Source organism: Pseudomonas sp. BS3767 (assembly GCF_900099665.1).
In the GTDB taxonomy this organism is placed as follows: Bacteria; Pseudomonadota; Gammaproteobacteria; order Pseudomonadales; family Pseudomonadaceae; genus Aquipseudomonas; species Aquipseudomonas cerasi.
Genome location: NZ_FNCX01000005.1, coordinates 461,399 through 478,020, shown reverse-complemented (window position 1 = coordinate 478,020; position 16,622 = coordinate 461,399). Strand labels below are relative to the sequence as shown.

Genomic DNA, 16,622 nt, shown 5'->3' with positions numbered 1-16,622 from the left:
AGCGGTTCGTTGCCGTTGCTGCCGATTCAGGCGCGTTTCTTCGAGCTGGACATCCCCGAGCGTCAGCACTGGAATCAGGCGCTGATGCTCAAGCCTCTGCAAACGCTGGAGGCCTCTTGTCTTCAGTCGGCATTGACGGCGTTGGTCGAACAGCACGACGCGTTGCGTTTGGGTTTCTCTCAACAGGACGGCCAATGGCTGGCCACCTTCGGCGCGCTGAACACTCGTGAGCTGCTCTGGACCCATGAGCTGGACAGCATCGAGCGTTTGTCTGAGCTGGCCGATGAAGCGCAACGTAGCCTGGACCTGAAAAACGGGCCGCTGCTGCGTGCCGTGCTGATCGACCTGCCACAAGGCGAACAGCGCCTGCTGCTGGTGATTCATCATCTGCTGGTGGACGGTGTGTCATGGCGGGTGTTGCTGGAAGACCTGCAACAGGCTTACATCGCCCTGGCAGCAGGTCAGCCAGCGCTGCTGCCGGCGAAAACCAGTTCGCTGAAAAGCTGGGCCGAGCACTTGCAGGCCTACGCGCAAAGCCCGGCGCTGGAGCAGGAGTTGGGCTACTGGCAGGCGCAATTGCAGGACGTCAGCGACGCCTTGCCGTTTGATCATCCGCATGGCGGCCAGCAACAGCAGCACGCGCTGTCGGTGGTCACGCAACTCAATGGCGAGCTGACCCGGCAACTGCTGCAAGACGCCCCGGCGGCGTACCGCACGCAGATCAATGACCTGCTGCTGACCGCGCTGGCGCGGGTTATCAGTCGCTGGACCGCGCAACCGCATGCACTGATTCGTCTCGAAGGCCATGGTCGCGAAGACCTGTTCGACGCACTGGACCTGAGCCGCACGGTGGGTTGGTTCAGCAATGTGTACCCGGTCAGGCTCACCCCACAGGCCTCGCTGGCCGATTCGATCATGACCATCAAAGAGCAACTGCGCGCAGTGCCCGACAAGGGCATCGGTTACGGCGCGTTGCGTTACCTGGGCCGCGAATCGGCGCGGCAGACCCTGCAAGCCTTGCCGCTGGGCAGCATCGTGTTCAATTACCTGGGGCAGTTCGACGGCAGCTTCGACGCACCGCAGGCACTTTTCACACCCTCCGCCGACAGCAGCGGTGCCTCACAGAGTGCCGCTGCGCCGCTGGCTGCGCCGATCAGCATCAACGGTCAGGTCTATGCCGGTGAGCTGCGGCTGAGCTGGACCTTCAGTGGCGCGGTGTTCGAGCGCGACACCATGCAGCGCCTGGCCGATGAGTACACCGCCGAATTGCAACAGCTGATTGCCCATTGCACCACCGAAGGCGTGGCGGGGGTGACCCCGTCGGACTTCCCGCTGGCGTGCCTCAGTCAGTCGCAGTTAAACCGTTTGCCGATACCTGCCGGGCAGATTGAAGACCTCTACCCGCTGGCACCGATGCAGCAGGGCATGCTGTTCCACACCTTGTTCGAGCAGGAGGCGGGCAATTACATCAATCAGATGCGCATTGAGGTCAGCGGCCTGGACGTGCCGCGTTTCCGCGCCGCCTGGCAGGCCACGCTGGATGCCCATGAGGTGCTGCGCAGTGCTTTCATCAGCCATCTGCAGCCAGCGCTGCAAGTGGTCTTGCGTGATGTGCGCATGCCTTTTGTCGAGCTGGATGCCCGGACGCAGTCGTCCGGCTGGATCGACCAATGGGCCGATGCCGACCGCCAGCAGGGTTTCGAGCTGGCCCACGGGCCGTTGCTGCGCCTGGCCGTATTGCGCACCGGCGAGCGGAGCCATCAGCTGATTTACACCAGCCATCACATCCTCATGGATGGCTGGAGCAGCTCGCGCCTGCTCGGTGAAGTGCTGCAACGCTATAGCGGCCAGACACAGCCGAGGCAGGTCAGCCGCTATCGCGATTACATCGAATGGTTGCAGCGCCAGGATGCCGGGCTCAGCGAGCGTTTCTGGACCGATCAACTCGCCAGACTCGATGAGCCCACGCGGCTGGTTCAGGCCTTCAAGGCGCCTGAGAACGGCCAGGGGCACGGTGATTACCTGCACTTGATCGACGCCGAGAATACCCGTCAACTGAGCGAGTTTGCCCGTGAGCAGCGCGTGACCCTCAATACGCTGGTGCAATCGGCCTGGCTGCTGGTGCTGCAACGCTATACGGGGCAGTCCAGCGTCACCTTCGGCGCAACCGTGGCCGGGCGTCCGGCTGATCTGCCGGGTGTCGAGGAGCAGCTCGGGCTGTTCATCAATACCCTGCCGGTGATCGCCAGCCCGCGTGCCGAGCAACGGGTAGCGGAGTGGGTGCAACAGGTCCAGGCGCAGAACATCGCCTTGCGCGAGCATGAACACACGCCGCTGTACGAGATTCAGCGTTTGGCCCGCAGCGCTGGCGAGGCACTGTTCGACACCATTCTGGTGTTCGAAAACTACCCGGTGTCCGAAGCCCTGCAACAGGCTGCGCCGCCGGGGCTGGTGTTCGGCGGCCTGCGTACGCAGGAGCAAACGCATTATCCGCTGACCCTGGTGGTCAATCTCGGCGAAACCCTGTCGCTGCGCTTCAGCTACGCCCGCGAGGCGTTCAGCGAGCAACACATGGCGCAGTTGGCGGCGCATTTCCAGCAGGTCCTGCAGGCGCTGACGCATGACGCACAGACGGCGCTTGGCGAACTGGCGCTGTTGAGCGACCGTGAGCAGCAGCATGTTCTGCGCGAGTGGAACGCCACAGCTGCAGACTTCCCCAACGAAGCCTGCCTGCACAGCCTGATCGAAGCCCAGGTGCGCGCCACGCCGGACGCACCGGCGCTGGTTTTCGCCACTGAACAACTGAGCTACGTACAGCTCAACGCCCGCGCCAATCAGCTTGCGCATCGCCTGCGTGAGTCGGGCGTTGGCCCGGACGTATTGGTGGGCATCTGCGTCGAGCGCAGCCTGGAACTGGTGATCGGTCTGCTGGCGATCATCAAGGCCGGTGGCGCCTACGTGCCGCTGGACCCGGACTACCCCGAGGATCGTCTGGCCTACATGATGCAGGACAGCGACATCGGTTTGCTGTTGACCCAGACGGCGCTATTGGAACGTTTGCCGGTTCCGCCTCAGGTGCAGAGCCTGTGTCTGGATCAGGACGGCAACTGGCTGGAGGGTTACAGCACCGCCAACCCGGTCAACCTCAGCCATCCATTGAACCTGGCTTACGTAATTTACACCTCGGGTTCGACCGGCAAGCCCAAGGGCGCGGGCAACAGTCATCGTGCGCTGGTCAACCGTCTGCACTGGATGCAGAAAGCTTACAAAATTGATGGCAGCGATACCGTTTTGCAGAAGACACCGTTCAGTTTCGACGTATCGGTCTGGGAATTCTTCTGGCCGCTGATGACCGGCGCACGTCTGGCCATGGCGCTGCCGGGTGATCACCGCGACCCCGAGCGGCTGGTGCAGACCATCCGCGAGCATCAGGTCACGACGCTGCATTTCGTGCCGTCGATGCTGCAGGCGTTCATGACTCATCCCCAGGTGGAAAGCTGTAACACGCTGCGCCGAGTGGTATGCAGCGGCGAAGCACTGCCTGCCGAACTGGCCGCTCAGGTGCTCAAGCGTTTGCCGCAGGCCGGTTTGTACAACCTGTATGGCCCGACCGAAGCGGCCATCGACGTGACCCACTGGACTTGTAGCACCGACGATATCCTCAGCGTGCCGATCGGGCAGCCGATCGACAACCTGAAAACCCATATTCTCGACGACGGCCTCCTGCCTGCTGCACAGGGCGTGGCGGCGGAGTTGTACCTGGGGGGCGTCGGTCTGGCGCGGGGTTATCACAACCGTGCAGCACTGACGGCTGAGCGCTTCGTGCCGGACCCGTTCGACGAGCAGGGCGGCGGCAGGTTGTACCGCACTGGCGATCTGGCGCGTTATCGCGACGCGGGCGTTATCGACTACGTCGGGCGTATTGACCATCAGGTGAAGATTCGCGGCTTGCGCATCGAACTGGGCGAAATCGAAGCGCGTCTGCATGAGCATGCCGCCGTGCGCGAAGCCACGGTGATCGACATCGATGGGGCGTCCGGCAAGCAATTGGTCGCTTATGTGGTGCCGACCGATGCCGCTGAGGCGCCGGACGTTCTGCGCGAGCGTCTGCAGGTTCATCTCAAGGCTCATGTGCCGGATTACATGGTGCCGGGCTACTTCGTATTTATCGATTCGATGCCACTGACCGCCAATGGCAAGCTGGATCGCAGAGCACTGCCGAAGCCGGACGTGGCCCGCTCACAGCAGGGTTACGTGGCGCCGCGCACTGCATTCGAGCAGCGTCTTGCTGAGTTGTGGGAGCAGGTGTTGCACGTCGAACGGGTCGGGCTCAACGACAACTTTTTTGCCTTGGGCGGGCACTCGCTGCTGGCGGTTTCACTGGCGGGCAGGATTCGCGAGACGTTCGATATCTCCATCAAGCTGCATGACTTGCTGTTGCTGCAGACCCTGGGCGAGCTGGCTGATTTCATGCGTGCCGATGAAGCCAGGGTCAAATCGGCGGTCATCGCCATGAACGCCAATGGCTCGACGCATGCGCCACTGTTCTGCCTGCCGCCAGGCGGTGGTGGCACGTATTCGTATTACCCGCTGGCGGGCAAATTGGGCGACAGCCGACGGGTTTACGGGTTGGTCAACAAGGCCTATGTGGTGCCGGGCTGGTTCGATACGTCGTGGCCGGACATGGTTGATTACTACGTCGAGCTGATCCGCACGACCCAGCCACACGGGCCTTACAACCTGCTGGGTTGGTCGATGGGTGGCGCGCTGGCCATTGAGGTCGCGCATGTACTGGAGCGCGCTGGCGAGGTGGTGAGCTTTCTCGGGCTGGTCGACACCCAGCTACCGACATCGGCTGGTATGGAATGGGTCGAGGAGGACCCGCACGTCACCACGCAGCAGCAGGGCGAAAACTACTACCGCGGCCTGATCAAGAGCCTGCAGGCCTTTGTACCGGGCTTAAAGGAGCAGACCATTGTCGACCTGATCGAAACGGCCCGGCAGTCGGTGACCGGGGAGAGTGAAGTGATTGATCGAGTGATCGAGCAGATCGCGCTGCAACACGCAATGAACGTCGACAACCTGCGCAGCATGTTCCAGGACATTGCGGTGCAGGACGAAATCGAAACCGGTTACACATTGCTGGAAGCCAACGCGAAACTCAGCCAGGCGTTTACCTTGAAGACTCTCAATGTAAAGGCCGATTGCTGGTGGGCAGGGCAAAGCCGCAAACCGGGGCAGATTGCCAAGGCTGAAGCAGTGCTGCTGGAACAGTGCTCGGTCAACGGACTGCGCAGCTCGACGACGATCGATCAACGACACGACAACCTGGTGATCGCTGAAGCATTTCTGCAGGGGCTTGCCGAGCGGTTGGTGTGACGCAGAGCGTCACGAACGGCATTCCCACGCGGAGCGTGAGGAACGATAGGTGTCCGGGATGGAGTGCGAGGAGCGATGGGTGTCTTGGCTGGCGCGTACGGGACGATAGGGTCAGGGCTTGAGTGTGAGGGATGAGACGCGTTTTGAAGAGCACCATCGTGCCCATGCTCCAGCGTGGGCATGCCTTTCTGGACGCTCTGCGTCCTCTCTTGAGTGCGTAGCGCGGTATCGATTGTGACGCAGAGCTTCACGCACGGCATTCCCACGCGGAGCGTGAGGAACGATAGGTGTCCGGGATGGAGTGCGAGGAGCGATGGGTGTCTTGGCTGGCGCGTACGGGACGATAGGGTCAGGGCTTGAGTGTGAGGGATGAGACGCGTTTTGAAGAGCACCATCGTGCCCATGCTCCAGCGTGGGCATGCCTTTCTGGACGCTCTGCGTCCTCTCTTGAGTGCGTAGCGCGGTATCGATTGTGACGCAGAGCTTCACGCACGGCATTCCCACGCGGAGCGTGAGGAACGATAGGTGTCCGGGCTGGAGTAAGAGGAACGACAGGTGTCCGCTGTTGATCGCGAGGGGCAAGCGTCGCTTAAAAGTCACCGCGCAGGGTCAGGACGTAGTTGCGCGGGTCGCCGTAATAGTTACCGCGGTCGATGTCGCCGGTGGCCTTGTAGTATTTGCGATCCAGCAGGTTGTTGCCGTTGAGCGCCACCGACCAGTGTTCGTCGATTTTCCACGCGACCCGGGCATCCCAGATGGCCCGGCCAGCGTTATCGATGGGCTGGGTCGACTGGTGTTCCGAGTAGCCGCTCTGCGCCGAAACCCCGCCGCCGACGCTCAACCGACGCCAGGCGCCGGGCAGGGTGTAGCTGCTGGTCAGGCGCAGCATATGCCGGGGTGTTTCTGCTGAAATGGACTGTCCGTCACTGCCGCGGGTGATGTTGAACGTGTACCCGGCGAGGGTCTGCAATCCCGGTAACGGCTCGCCACTGATTTCCATGTCGACGCCCTTGCTGCGCCGGATATCACCGTTCAGGTAGCAGGTCCCATAGGCATCATTACTCAGGCACTGGCCGGCGTTAGCGTCATCCTCGACGGCTACGTCCTTCTGCTTCACATAAAACAGCGCCAGTGACACGTTCAGACGTTTGTCGAACAGTTCGCCCTTGATTCCGGTTTCGTGGCTGGCGCCGATGGCCGGATCAAGCAGCGTGCCTGATGCCGTTCGATAGGCGCTTTGCGGCAGGAAAATATCCGTGTAACTGGCGTACCACGACCAGTCCCGGTTGAGGTCGTAGATGACCCCCGCAAACGGCGTGACCTGGTTGTCCTCCTGCGCGCGACGGGTTACGCCTGCGGATGTAGTCTGATAGTCATAGCTGCTGACCCGGCCGCCCATCACCAGGCTCAACGATTCCGTCAGGCTCAGACGCAGGTTGCTGTAGAGGCCATAACGTTTATCGCTGTAGTCGGTACGGCGCCAGGCCGGGCGCACAGGTTCGGCAATCGCGTCGTGGTCGGGGTTGAAGATAGCCAGCGGCTGATTGGCGTTGACCGTGGCATAGCGCGACTCGCGTTTCTGTTCGGACCCATTACCGCCGACGGTCAACTGGTGACTCAGGCCAAAGGCGTCGAACCGGCCGTCCAGGTGCGCGTCGATGCCATCGCTATGGATATCGTCCGAGCGAAACAGGGTTCTGACCAGTCGGGAACCGCTCTGCGTCGCCGGGTCGATGGCGCCCTGTGCGTAGGCCACCTTCTGATCGAAAGCACCCTCGGAGCGGGTTGCCGACAGTGTGCCGCTCCAGTTTTCGTCAAAGCGGGTTTCCAGCTCGCTGAACACTTCGTCAGTGCGGGTCTGGTGGCGGTTCCAGTCCTGGGCCAGCGACGTCGAGCGCGGCAGGTCGATGGCCTTGCCGTTGCTGTAGCGGGGCAGACCGAAGATCGAAAAGCCTTGGGTGTCGGCGTTCTGATGGCGCACGCCCAGGGTCAGGGTGGTGTCTTCGCTCAGGTCGGTTTCCAGGATGCCGTAGAACAACGGCGCGGTTTTCTGCAGACCATCGGTGAAATAGCCGCGGTCTTCATAGGACGTTACAAAACGCCCGCGGATGCTGCCGGAATCGTTGAGTTTGCTGCTGCCATCCAGGTCGACCCGGTAGTTGTCCCAACTGCCTGCGCGGGTGGTAATCGAGAACTGCGGCAGGGCGGTCGGGCGCTTGCGGACCAGATTGACCGCGCCACCGGGGTTGCCTGCGCCAATCAGCAGACCGGCCGCGCCGCGCAGCACTTCGACGCGGTCGTAGATTTCCATGTCCGGGGTCATCCAGCCGGTCACGCTGTAACCCTGACCAGCCACGCCATCGATGATGTAACTCTCGTCCTCCAGCGCAAAGCCTCGCGAACTGAAGACATGAGAGCCGAAATTGCGTTGGGAAAAGGTGATGCCGGGCGTTTGTGCCATCACCTCGTCGAGGCCGGTGAGGTTTTTGTCGTCCATCACCTGGCGGGTCATGACGGTGACCGACTGCGGCGTTTCGCGCAGCGACTGAGCGGTCTTGTTGATGCTCACGCCGGTGGCCGAATACGCGCCGCTGCCCTCGGTGGTGATGCCGAACGAATCGCCCTTGATCGCCACCGGCCCGAGGCTCATGGTTTGTGCGGAGGCAGCAGCGCCAAGGGTCAGGGTGTTGTCTTCAAGACTGTGCGCTACGTTGGCCTTTTTCAGCAGGTCGGCGACGGCCTGTTCGGGCGTCAGCCTGCCGTGCACCGGGCTGCTGAGCTTGCCGTTCAGGTCGTCGGGGTTGTAGAGGATTTGCAGATCGCACTGGCGGCCCAATTCCTTCAGGGCACTGCTCAGTGTCTGGGCCGGGATATCGAACTCGAACTCCTCCGCCAGAGCCTGTCCCTGGACACTCAACGCCAGCACCAGCCCCACACTGCCCAGACGCAGGCCGAGCGTTTTCACGCGGCCTGTGCGCAGACGGCTGGAGGATGTTTGCATGGGAGGGATGGCTCGTTGAGATCAATGGCGAAGGATAATGCATTTGCGGTGGAGTTGGTGGTATGCAGATGTTTGCGGAGTGTCCCGGCCCCCAGCGTTCCGCTCGCTCGAACGCTCATGGGCCAGTATGTTGTCCAAAAATGCATCGTCTGAACTACAGTCTTCGCGAACAAGTTCGCTCCCACGGCCTTCGGCCAGAATCAAAAGCGGGCTTGTATATAACGCTGAATGCAGAGCGTAGGCGCTAGAATCACGCCTATCGTTTACTTAGATCAGAAGTCTCCCCGCAAGGTCAGGACGTAGCTGCGCGGTTCGCCATAGACGTTGGAGCGATCGGTGGCGATCGAGGTGGTGTAGTACTTGCGGTCGAACAGGTTTTCGGCGTTGAGTGACACCTTCCAGTTTTCGTCCAGTTTCCACGACGCCCTGGCATCCCAGATGGCCCGACCGGCCACGCCAAGCTCTTTGTTGGACGGCACTTCGTAACCCGAATCCGCCGACACACCGGCGCCCAGGGTCAGGCGGTTCCAGGCACCCGGCAGGTTGTAGCTGGTGTTGAGGCGCAGCATGTGTTTCGGCGTTTCGTAAGCCACATCCGAATCACCGTTGTTGCGCAGCATGTTGTAGGTGTAACCGCCGAACACTTGCAGCCCCGGTAACACTTCACCGCTGGCCTCGACATCGACGCCCTTGCTGCGGCTGATGCCATCCTGCAGGTAGCAGGAGCCGTCGGAGCTGGTAGGGCACAGTTCAGTGGTGTTCACATCAACGGCGGCCACATCTTTCTGCTTGATGTAGAACAGCGCCATCGACAGGTTCATGCGCTTGTCGAATAGCTCACCCTTGAAGCCGGTTTCGTAGTTGGAGCCGATGGCCGGGTCCAGTGGCGAGCCGCCAGCGGAGACGTAGTTGGCCTGTGGCGTGAAGATGTCGGCATAACTGGCGTACCACGACCAACTGTCGTTGATGTCATAGATGACGCCCGCGAACGGCGTGAATTCCTGAGTCTGCTTGGATTCGTAACTGTTTGCCGCACCGGTTTTGACGTCGTACTTGTAGTCATACCAGCTGAGGCGCGTGCCAAGCACCACGCTCAACGGTTCGCTCAGGTGAATACGCGTGTTGGCGTACAGGCCCGCGCGTTCTTCGGTGGTGTCGATGTCGGTTTGCCAGGCTGGACGGGCTGGTTTGGCGAAAGCGCTCTGATCGACATCGAAGACGTTGACGGCGGTGCGCCTGGTCACGGTCGCCTGATGCGTGTTGGCGTTCTGCTTCGACCAGTCGGCACCCAGGGTCACCTGATGTTCGAGGCCGAACGCGTTGAAGTTGCCTTCCAGCTGGCTGTTCAGACCGACGCTGTCGACCTCGTCCTTGCGAAACAGCGTGCCCTGAAAGTTGGAGCCCGCCAGCGTCACGGGATTCACTGCGCCCCGTGCGTAGGCAATGTTCTGATCGAAGCCACCCTGGGAATAGGTCAGCGAGGTCCGGCTGGTCCAGTCCTCATTGAAGCGATGCGCGACTTCGGTGAACACCTCGGTCATGTCGCTTTCATGGCGATTCCACTTCTGCGCCAGGTTGGTCGAGCGCGACAGGCCCAGCGACTGGCCGTTGCTGTAGCGCGGCAGGCCATAGATCGAGTAGCCGTTGATGACCTGTTCCTGACGTCGCAGGCTCATGGTCAGGGTGGTGTCGTCGCTCAGGTCGGCTTCGACGATGCCGTACAGCAGCGGCGTGCGGCTGTCGCGACCATCCAGATAGGAGCCGCTGTCATCGTAGGCCGCGACCATGCGCCCGCGCAGGGTGCCCGAATCGTTGAGCTTGCCGCTGCCATCCAGGTCGACCCGGTACTGGTCCCAGGAACCGGCGCGGGTGGTGATCGAGAATTTGTTATCGGCAGTCGGGCGTTTGCGCACCAGATTGACCGCGCCGCCGGGCTGCCCGGCACCGACCAACAGCCCTGACGCGCCGCGCAGCACTTCCACACGGTCGTAGATGGCCATGTCCGGCTGCATCCAGCCGGTGATCTGATAGCCCTGACCGCCAATGCCGTCGACCAGGAAGCTTTCCGCCAGCAGCGAGAAGCCACGCGAGGTGTACACGTGACCGCCGAAGTTGCGGTACTGGAAAGTGATACCCGGGGTGTCTTCCAGCACGTCGCTGAGGCTGGTGAGGTTGTTGTCATCCATGACTTGCCGAGTCACCACGCTCACCGATTGCGGTGTTTCGCGCAGCGATTGCGGTGCACCCTTGCCGATACTCACTGCGCCGGTGGTGTAGGAACCGGTGCCGTCGGTGGTGGTGCCCAGGTAATGCGAGTCGATTGCAGTCGGGGCCAGATTGACGGTGCTTGTGGTGTTCGAATCGTCTGCGACGGTTTCCTGTGCCTGACCGGCGACCGGCATGCACAGCGCAAGACCCATGGCCGCCATGGATGGCCGGGAGCGGAACATCTGACTGAGCATCAACGCTTTGCTGAGCGGGGTGAGTCGTGACGGGTTGTGCATGAATTGGCTCTTTCCAGTGAGTATCGGCAAGGAGATTGGGAGCGTCGTTCAGGCCTGCGCAGTCGGGTCCAGCCGTCGACCGGGCAGGCGTGAGCCACTTTTTTATGGGGCGTTGCGCGAGAGATGGCTGGGCGCGCAATTCGCTGTTAATGAGAACGAAAGCGAATAACGTTTATTTAATGTTTTTTTCACAATCCACGAAAAAAGATGGCGCTTGGCTAGCAATTGAGGGTGGCGCGGAGCGGCCAGGCAAAAAAAGCCCCGCTCGCGGACGGGCCGGGCGGGGCGTTTCAGGTGCGAGTGAATCACGCCGTAATGGTTTTATCGCGGGTTTCGTTGCGAACCTGTTCGACCTGAATCTGCCCGGCCTGCATCCGCACCAACTGGTCGGCGACGTAGAAATAGCGGTCGTCATGGGAGATCACGATGATGGTCTTGCCCTGCTGCTTCAGTTCCGGCAGCAGTTCGGTGTAGAACACGCGACGGAACGCCGGGTCCTGATCGGCGGCCCACTCGTCGAACACCAGCACCTGCCGCTCGTCCAGCCACGCATTGATCAGCGCCAGGCGCTTGCGCTGACCGGTCGACAGATCGGTGGTGGTGAAGGCACCGTTCTCGATCCTGACCTTGTGCGCGATGTCCAGGCGCTCCAGGTATTTGCCCGCGTCCTGCGGCAGCGCGGCCTGCCCCTGCAACGGCTCGTCGAACAGGTAGTAGTCGGCGAAAATCGTGGTGAACAGCTGGCGGTAGTCATCCAGGTTTTCCGCGCTGACGGGCTGGCCATTGAGGCGGATCTCACCCTGTTGCGGGGTGTACAGGCCCAGCAGCAGCTTGATCAGCGTGGTCTTGCCACAACCGTTCTCGCCGACGATGAACACGATGTCGCCCTGTTTGATGCTCAGGTCGACCGGGCCGAGGTGGAAGGCGTCGCTGCCCTCGACGGGCGGGTAGTCATAGCGCAGGTTGTGCAGCTCCAGCGTGTGCATGCTGGGCAGCGACGTCGGGCTGTCACTGACCAGCAGGTGCGGTTCGGGGCTGGAGAATTTCCATGACAGCTCGGCAATGCGGCGCATGGCGATCTGCGCACGGCTGATGCCGGGCAGGGCAGTGATCAGGCGCTCCAGCGGGCCTTTCATGTACAGCATCACCAGCACGAAGCCGCCCAGTACGGTCTTTTCGGTCGTCGGCCAGAGCGCCTGAAAGGCGATGGCCATGCCGATCACCGCGAAGAACAGCATCGAGCCGAAGGTTTCCGCGCTGACGAAGATATTGGCAGCGCGAATGTTCGAGCGGCAGATGTGTTCGGTGGCCCCATGAATCTTCTCGTCGAGCATGTGCTGACGACGCTTGCGCTGGATGCGCAGTTCCTTGGCGCCTGCGGACAGCGCCTGGTAGTGCTTCTGCAATTCGTCTTCGCTGTTGCGCGCGGCCAGAATGCTGCGCATGCCAAACGCATGCGCCAGGTATTGCGCGCCGGTGCCGAGCACCACGGTGAGCGCCGTCAGCGCCAGAATCTGCCAGGACAGCACGGCCAGATAGGTCAGGCAGCCGAGGGTGACGGTAAACGAAATCACCATCGGCGCGACCGACAGGGCAAAGGTGCTGATGGTGTTGACGTCGTTGAGCAGCACCGGGATCAGGCGGTGCGCGCGATAGCGTTCCAGCTGCTCGATGGGCGCGACCAGCACCTTGGCTGCCAGCTCGCGGCGCAGGTTGGCGACGACCCGCTGGCCGACGTAATTGGTCGACAGGTTGGACAGGGTCGAGCACGCCAGGGTCAGCACACACAATCCGGCGAACAGCAGCGCGGTCTGCGTGTCCGGCCCGCCGGGCATGTTCATCGCGTTGTTGATGGTGGCCAGCAGCCCGGTGACGCTCAGGCCGCTGACAATCCCCAGCACGGTCGATAGCGCCACCAGCCACCAGAATGGCTTGAGGATTCTCAGGGTTTCCCGGGCGAGGCTTTCAGTTGTGCGGGTCATGGTGTGTCTCGTCATTGTCCGTGAGTGCGGCGTGGGCTATCGCCGGCCGAGGGTGCGCATGAAATCGGTCAAAGGTCGCGGGCGACCCGGAAACCCAGCCAGTCACCCCGTACATCCGGCTGGCGGCTGTTGCGGTTGCCGGAGCGCGAGAAGATCGGCGCTTCGGTCCAGTCATTGCCGCGAATCATCTTCCAGGTGCAATCACCGGCCAGCCATGCGCTGCCATCGGTGGGCGCGCCGTTGTAGTTGCTGGTCTCGCAATCGGCAGTCCATTCGTAGACATTGCCGTGGGCGTCGTAGATGCCGAAATCATTGGGGCTGTAACTGCCAGCGGGTGCCGTGTAGCTGAAGCCGTCTTCCGGGCCGTAAGTGTTGGCATGTTTGGCGATGCTGTAGGGCTTGCCTTCGTCCATCGGAAACGGGAACGAACCCTTGCTGCCGCCGCGTGCCGCGTATTCTCGCTGGGCTTCGCTGACCATGTGGTAGGACTTGCCGGTCTTTTTCGACAGCCATTCGACATACGCCTTGGCTTCGTTCCAGTCCATGCACACTGCAGGCTGACGCGGGCTCAGCGGGTAGCGCGGCTTGCCGGCCTTGCACTCGCGGCCTGGCCGGGTATCGCCATCCGGCATCGTGTAGCCGGAGCTCTTGATATAGGCATTCCACTCGCCGCTCAGCACCTGAAAACGGCTGATGGCGAAGGGTTTGGCGAAGGTCACGTCGTGCAGCGGGCCTTCGTCCGGCTGACGACCCAGTTCCTCTTCGGGCGCACCCATGGTGAAGGTGCCCGCAGGCAGCACGACCATTTCCGGGCAGTCCTTGCAGTCCTTGAACACTTTTCCGGGCGCGGGCGTGGCGGCGAGGGTGGTACCGCATAGCAACAGGCCGAGCAGGGCGGACAGGGGCAGCAATGTTTTTTTCATGACGGGTCTCGATGGAAAACGGAAAACAGGTGAACGGTGCAGGCGTGTCAGGCGTGTCAGGCGCGTCGGGCGAGCAGCGTCATGAAGCGATCGATTTCGGCTTCGCTGTTCAGCAGCCCTGGCGCGGTGCGCACCACCGGGCCGACGTCGCGACTCACCGCGTCAACGACCATGCGCTGCTTCATCAGCCAGGCCGCCACGTCGTCGCACGATTGGCCCTTGAGCCGGAAGAAGCTGAAGCCCGCCGACAGCGCAGGATCCATGGGCGTCACCAGCTCGACATTGGGCTGGGCCTTGAGGCGCTGCTTGAGGTCACTGTTGAGCTGGTGAATACGTGCCTGCACATCGGCCTTGCCCAGTTGCAGGTGCAGTTTGAAGGCCTCGTTCAACGCCCAGCGGTGTTCGAACGAGTGGTAGCCGCCGGGCGTCATGATCGTGCTGAAACCGGTGGCTTCCGAGAACGTCGGGATCAGCGGCGTGAGGTCCTTGACCTGTTCCGAGCGGGCGCAGACGATGCCGGTACCGCGTGGACCGAACAGCCACTTGTGGGTGCCGGCGACATAGAAGTCGCACTTCATCTCCGGGAAGTCGAGGTTCTCGACGCCAAAGCCATGCACGCCGTCGACCACATAGAGGATGCGGTCCTGGTCGTCACGGTTGCGGTTGTGTTCCTCGACCAGATCGCCGATGGCCCCGATGGGCAGTTTCACGCCGCTGCCGGACTGCACCCAGGTCATGCCCAACACGCGCGTCTTCGGCTGGATACTGCGCGCGATGGAGCCGATGATTTCGTCGACCGAGACGGTAGCCGGGTCCTTGAACAGGCGAATCTTGCGAACCTGCGTGCCGTCGCGCTGCTGGCGGAATTTCAGGATGTCGCGGACGCAGGAATGCTCGTGTTCGGTGGTCAGAATCTCCTGATCCGGGCGCACATGAATACCGCCGTAGATGATCGCCAGGCCTTCAGTGGTGCTGCCGGTCAGGGCGATCTGGCCGGGTTGGGCCTTCAGGTACTTGCCCGCCCAGACGCGAACCTCGTGTTCGCGGCGCTCGGTCTCTCCCACGTCCCAGTCCATGGCCAGACCGGGATTGCGGTCGATATGCGCGCGATGCTGTTCGATGGCCTGGCGAACCGGTGCGGGGTGCGAAGTGACCAGAAAATTCGAGAGGTGAACGTAGTCCGGGTCCTGATTGAACAATTGTTTCAGGCGCGTCCATTTATCCGTGGAGGCCGGCTGAATGGCTGGCGTCATGGCCGCCGTTGCCAGGCCGGAGCCCAGTGGCAGGGCTGCGGCCAGCACTCCGGCCTGTTTGAGAAAGGTTCTGCGATCAGTCATGAGCGTCTGCGCCTGAGGGTCGGGTAGCGGCGTTTGAGAGATTCATGTGTTTCACATCCGGACGGGCAGCCGCCTGAACCTGCTCCCAGACGCGCAGAAAGTTGCCGCCCCAGAGCTTGGTGATATCCGCTTCGGCGTAGCCGCGCTCGATCAGTTCGGCCGTCACGTTGCGGATTTCGCTGACATCGTTGAAGCCTTTCACACCACCGCCATCGTTGAAGTCGGAGCTGATGCCGACATGGTCGATGCCGATTTTGCGGACCGTGTAATCGATGGCGTCGACGAAATCCTTGACCGTTGCTTTGGGCTCCTCCTCGAGAATCGCGTACAGCTTGCTGGCATAGGCGCCGAAGCGTTGCTCCGGCCAGACGGTGATGATCGGGTCGCCGGGCATCAGCGCCATGGCCAGGTTCGGCAGCGGTGGCAGGTCGAAGTCCTTGCGTAGCGCATTGAGCTTGTTCTGGGTTTTCTGGGTCAGCGGCTTCAAATAGGCTGGGAACGCCACGATTTGCACCACGCCGCCGCTGCGCTTGATGAGCTGCAGTTCCTCGTCGCTGAGGTTGCGCGGGATGTCCACCAGCGCACGCGGCGCCGAGTGCGAGGCGACCATCGGCGTGCGGCTCAGCTCGCTGACCTGTTGCAGCGCCTTGCTCGACATCTGCGACACGTCGATGATCACACCCAGGTCATTGAGGCGTTGCACGGCCTGCCTGCCGATCTCCGACAGGCCGCCCAGAGCGTCGGGCGTGTCATTGAGAAAGGGCAGGGGGCGTGAAGAATCGGCCCAGCTGTTATTGCCGACATAACTGAAACCGAACATGCGCATGCCGCGTGCGGCCCAGTGGTCCAGCAGGCTCAGGCCATTGCCCAGCGGGTAGGCGTTGAGCATGCTGATGAAGATCGCAAACTTGCCTTCGCCGTGCAGGCGGCGCATGTCGTCCGGGGTGTAGGCGATGCCGACCTGATTGGGGAAATCGCGCACCAGCCCGCTGATGATTCGGTAGCGCACTTCCTGCTGATGGCGTGCTTCGTCGACGAAACCGGGTGTCGGACGATGCGGGGCGTTGTCGCCGTTCCAGATCTCCGGCCAGCCGAATACCGTCAGCGCTGCACCGGACAGGCGTCCGCGTGCGGCTTTCACCAGGTCGAACTGCCCCGAGCCGTCCTTGTCGGCTTCGTTGCCCTCGCTGCCGAATTTCATCGGCACGGTGATGTGGCTGTCGAAGGAAATGATCCGCTCCTGCAGGTCGTCGGCCTGCTGCATGACCTTGACCGGGTAGCCTGCTGGCGACCAGTAATTCCAGGCCAGAAAGCCCGTACCTGCACTGATCGCCAGGGCCAGTGGCAGGCCGATGAAGAGAGCTTTTTTCCAACGCGGTCTTGTCATTTCCGTCTCGTGTGGTTAACCGTTGCGCAGCCTGCGACGGCTGTTGCTATCTGGTGGAGAACGAGCGGATCACCGAGAAATTTAGCGCGGGCTCATGGATGTGTGTGCA

The 16,622-nt window shown here is 62.0% G+C and carries 7 protein-coding genes; 1 reads left to right on the top strand and 6 read right to left on the bottom strand.

Annotation, left to right across the window (positions count from 1 at the left end; translation table 11 throughout):
• A partial coding sequence (locus tag BLR16_RS17655) for a non-ribosomal peptide synthetase (protein ID WP_254777687.1) occupies window positions 1–5,379 on the top strand: 5,379 nt, incomplete at its 5' end.
• A 589-nt stretch (window positions 5,380–5,968) separates the two neighbouring features.
• Here BLR16_RS17655 and BLR16_RS17650 read toward each other — a convergent pair.
• From BLR16_RS17650 to pvdM, 6 genes are all read right to left on the bottom strand, one after another.
• Window positions 5,969–8,380, bottom strand: coding sequence for a TonB-dependent siderophore receptor (locus tag BLR16_RS17650; RefSeq protein ID WP_054081914.1), 2,412 nt, complete (start codon window positions 8,378–8,380; stop codon window positions 5,969–5,971).
• Between the two features lie 272 nt (window positions 8,381–8,652).
• Complete coding sequence (locus BLR16_RS17645) at window positions 8,653–10,884, bottom strand: TonB-dependent siderophore receptor (RefSeq protein ID WP_003433158.1); 2,232 nt, start codon at window positions 10,882–10,884, stop codon at window positions 8,653–8,655.
• 305 nt (window positions 10,885–11,189) lie between these two features.
• The gene (locus tag BLR16_RS17640) at window positions 11,190–12,866 is read right to left on the bottom strand and encodes a cyclic peptide export ABC transporter (RefSeq protein ID WP_058415963.1); all 1,677 of its coding nucleotides are present in this window, start codon (window positions 12,864–12,866) and stop codon (window positions 11,190–11,192) included.
• Between the two features lie 68 nt (window positions 12,867–12,934).
• Window positions 12,935–13,789 carry a dihydropyoverdine dehydrogenase gene (locus tag BLR16_RS17635; RefSeq protein ID WP_058415964.1) on the bottom strand — a complete coding sequence of 285 codons (855 nt, stop codon included), beginning with the start codon at window positions 13,787–13,789 and terminating at the stop codon, window positions 12,935–12,937.
• Between the two features lie 56 nt (window positions 13,790–13,845).
• Window positions 13,846–15,126 (bottom strand): pyoverdine-tailoring periplasmic protein PvdN, encoded by a 1,281-nt coding sequence (locus tag BLR16_RS17630; RefSeq protein ID WP_058415965.1) that lies wholly within the window; start codon window positions 15,124–15,126, stop codon window positions 13,846–13,848.
• Complete coding sequence (gene pvdM, locus BLR16_RS17625) at window positions 15,119–16,513, bottom strand: pyoverdine-tailoring dipeptidase-like protein PvdM (protein WP_058415966.1); 1,395 nt, start codon at window positions 16,511–16,513, stop codon at window positions 15,119–15,121. The genes BLR16_RS17630 and pvdM overlap by 8 nt, the downstream gene beginning before the upstream one ends.
• Between the last annotated feature and the right edge of the window lie 109 nt (window positions 16,514–16,622).

Coding starts and splice junctions, on each gene's coding strand:
- BLR16_RS17630 (WP_058415965.1), bottom strand. CDS start 15,126: ATGACTGATCGCAGAACCTTTCTCAAACAGGCCGGAGTGCTGGCCGCA.
- BLR16_RS17650 (WP_054081914.1), bottom strand. CDS start 8,380: ATGCAAACATCCTCCAGCCGTCTGCGCACAGGCCGCGTGAAAACGCTC.
- BLR16_RS17635 (WP_058415964.1), bottom strand. CDS start 13,789: ATGAAAAAAACATTGCTGCCCCTGTCCGCCCTGCTCGGCCTGTTGCTA.
- pvdM (WP_058415966.1), bottom strand. CDS start 16,513: ATGACAAGACCGCGTTGGAAAAAAGCTCTCTTCATCGGCCTGCCACTG.
- BLR16_RS17645 (WP_003433158.1), bottom strand. CDS start 10,884: ATGCACAACCCGTCACGACTCACCCCGCTCAGCAAAGCGTTGATGCTC.
- BLR16_RS17640 (WP_058415963.1), bottom strand. CDS start 12,866: ATGACCCGCACAACTGAAAGCCTCGCCCGGGAAACCCTGAGAATCCTC.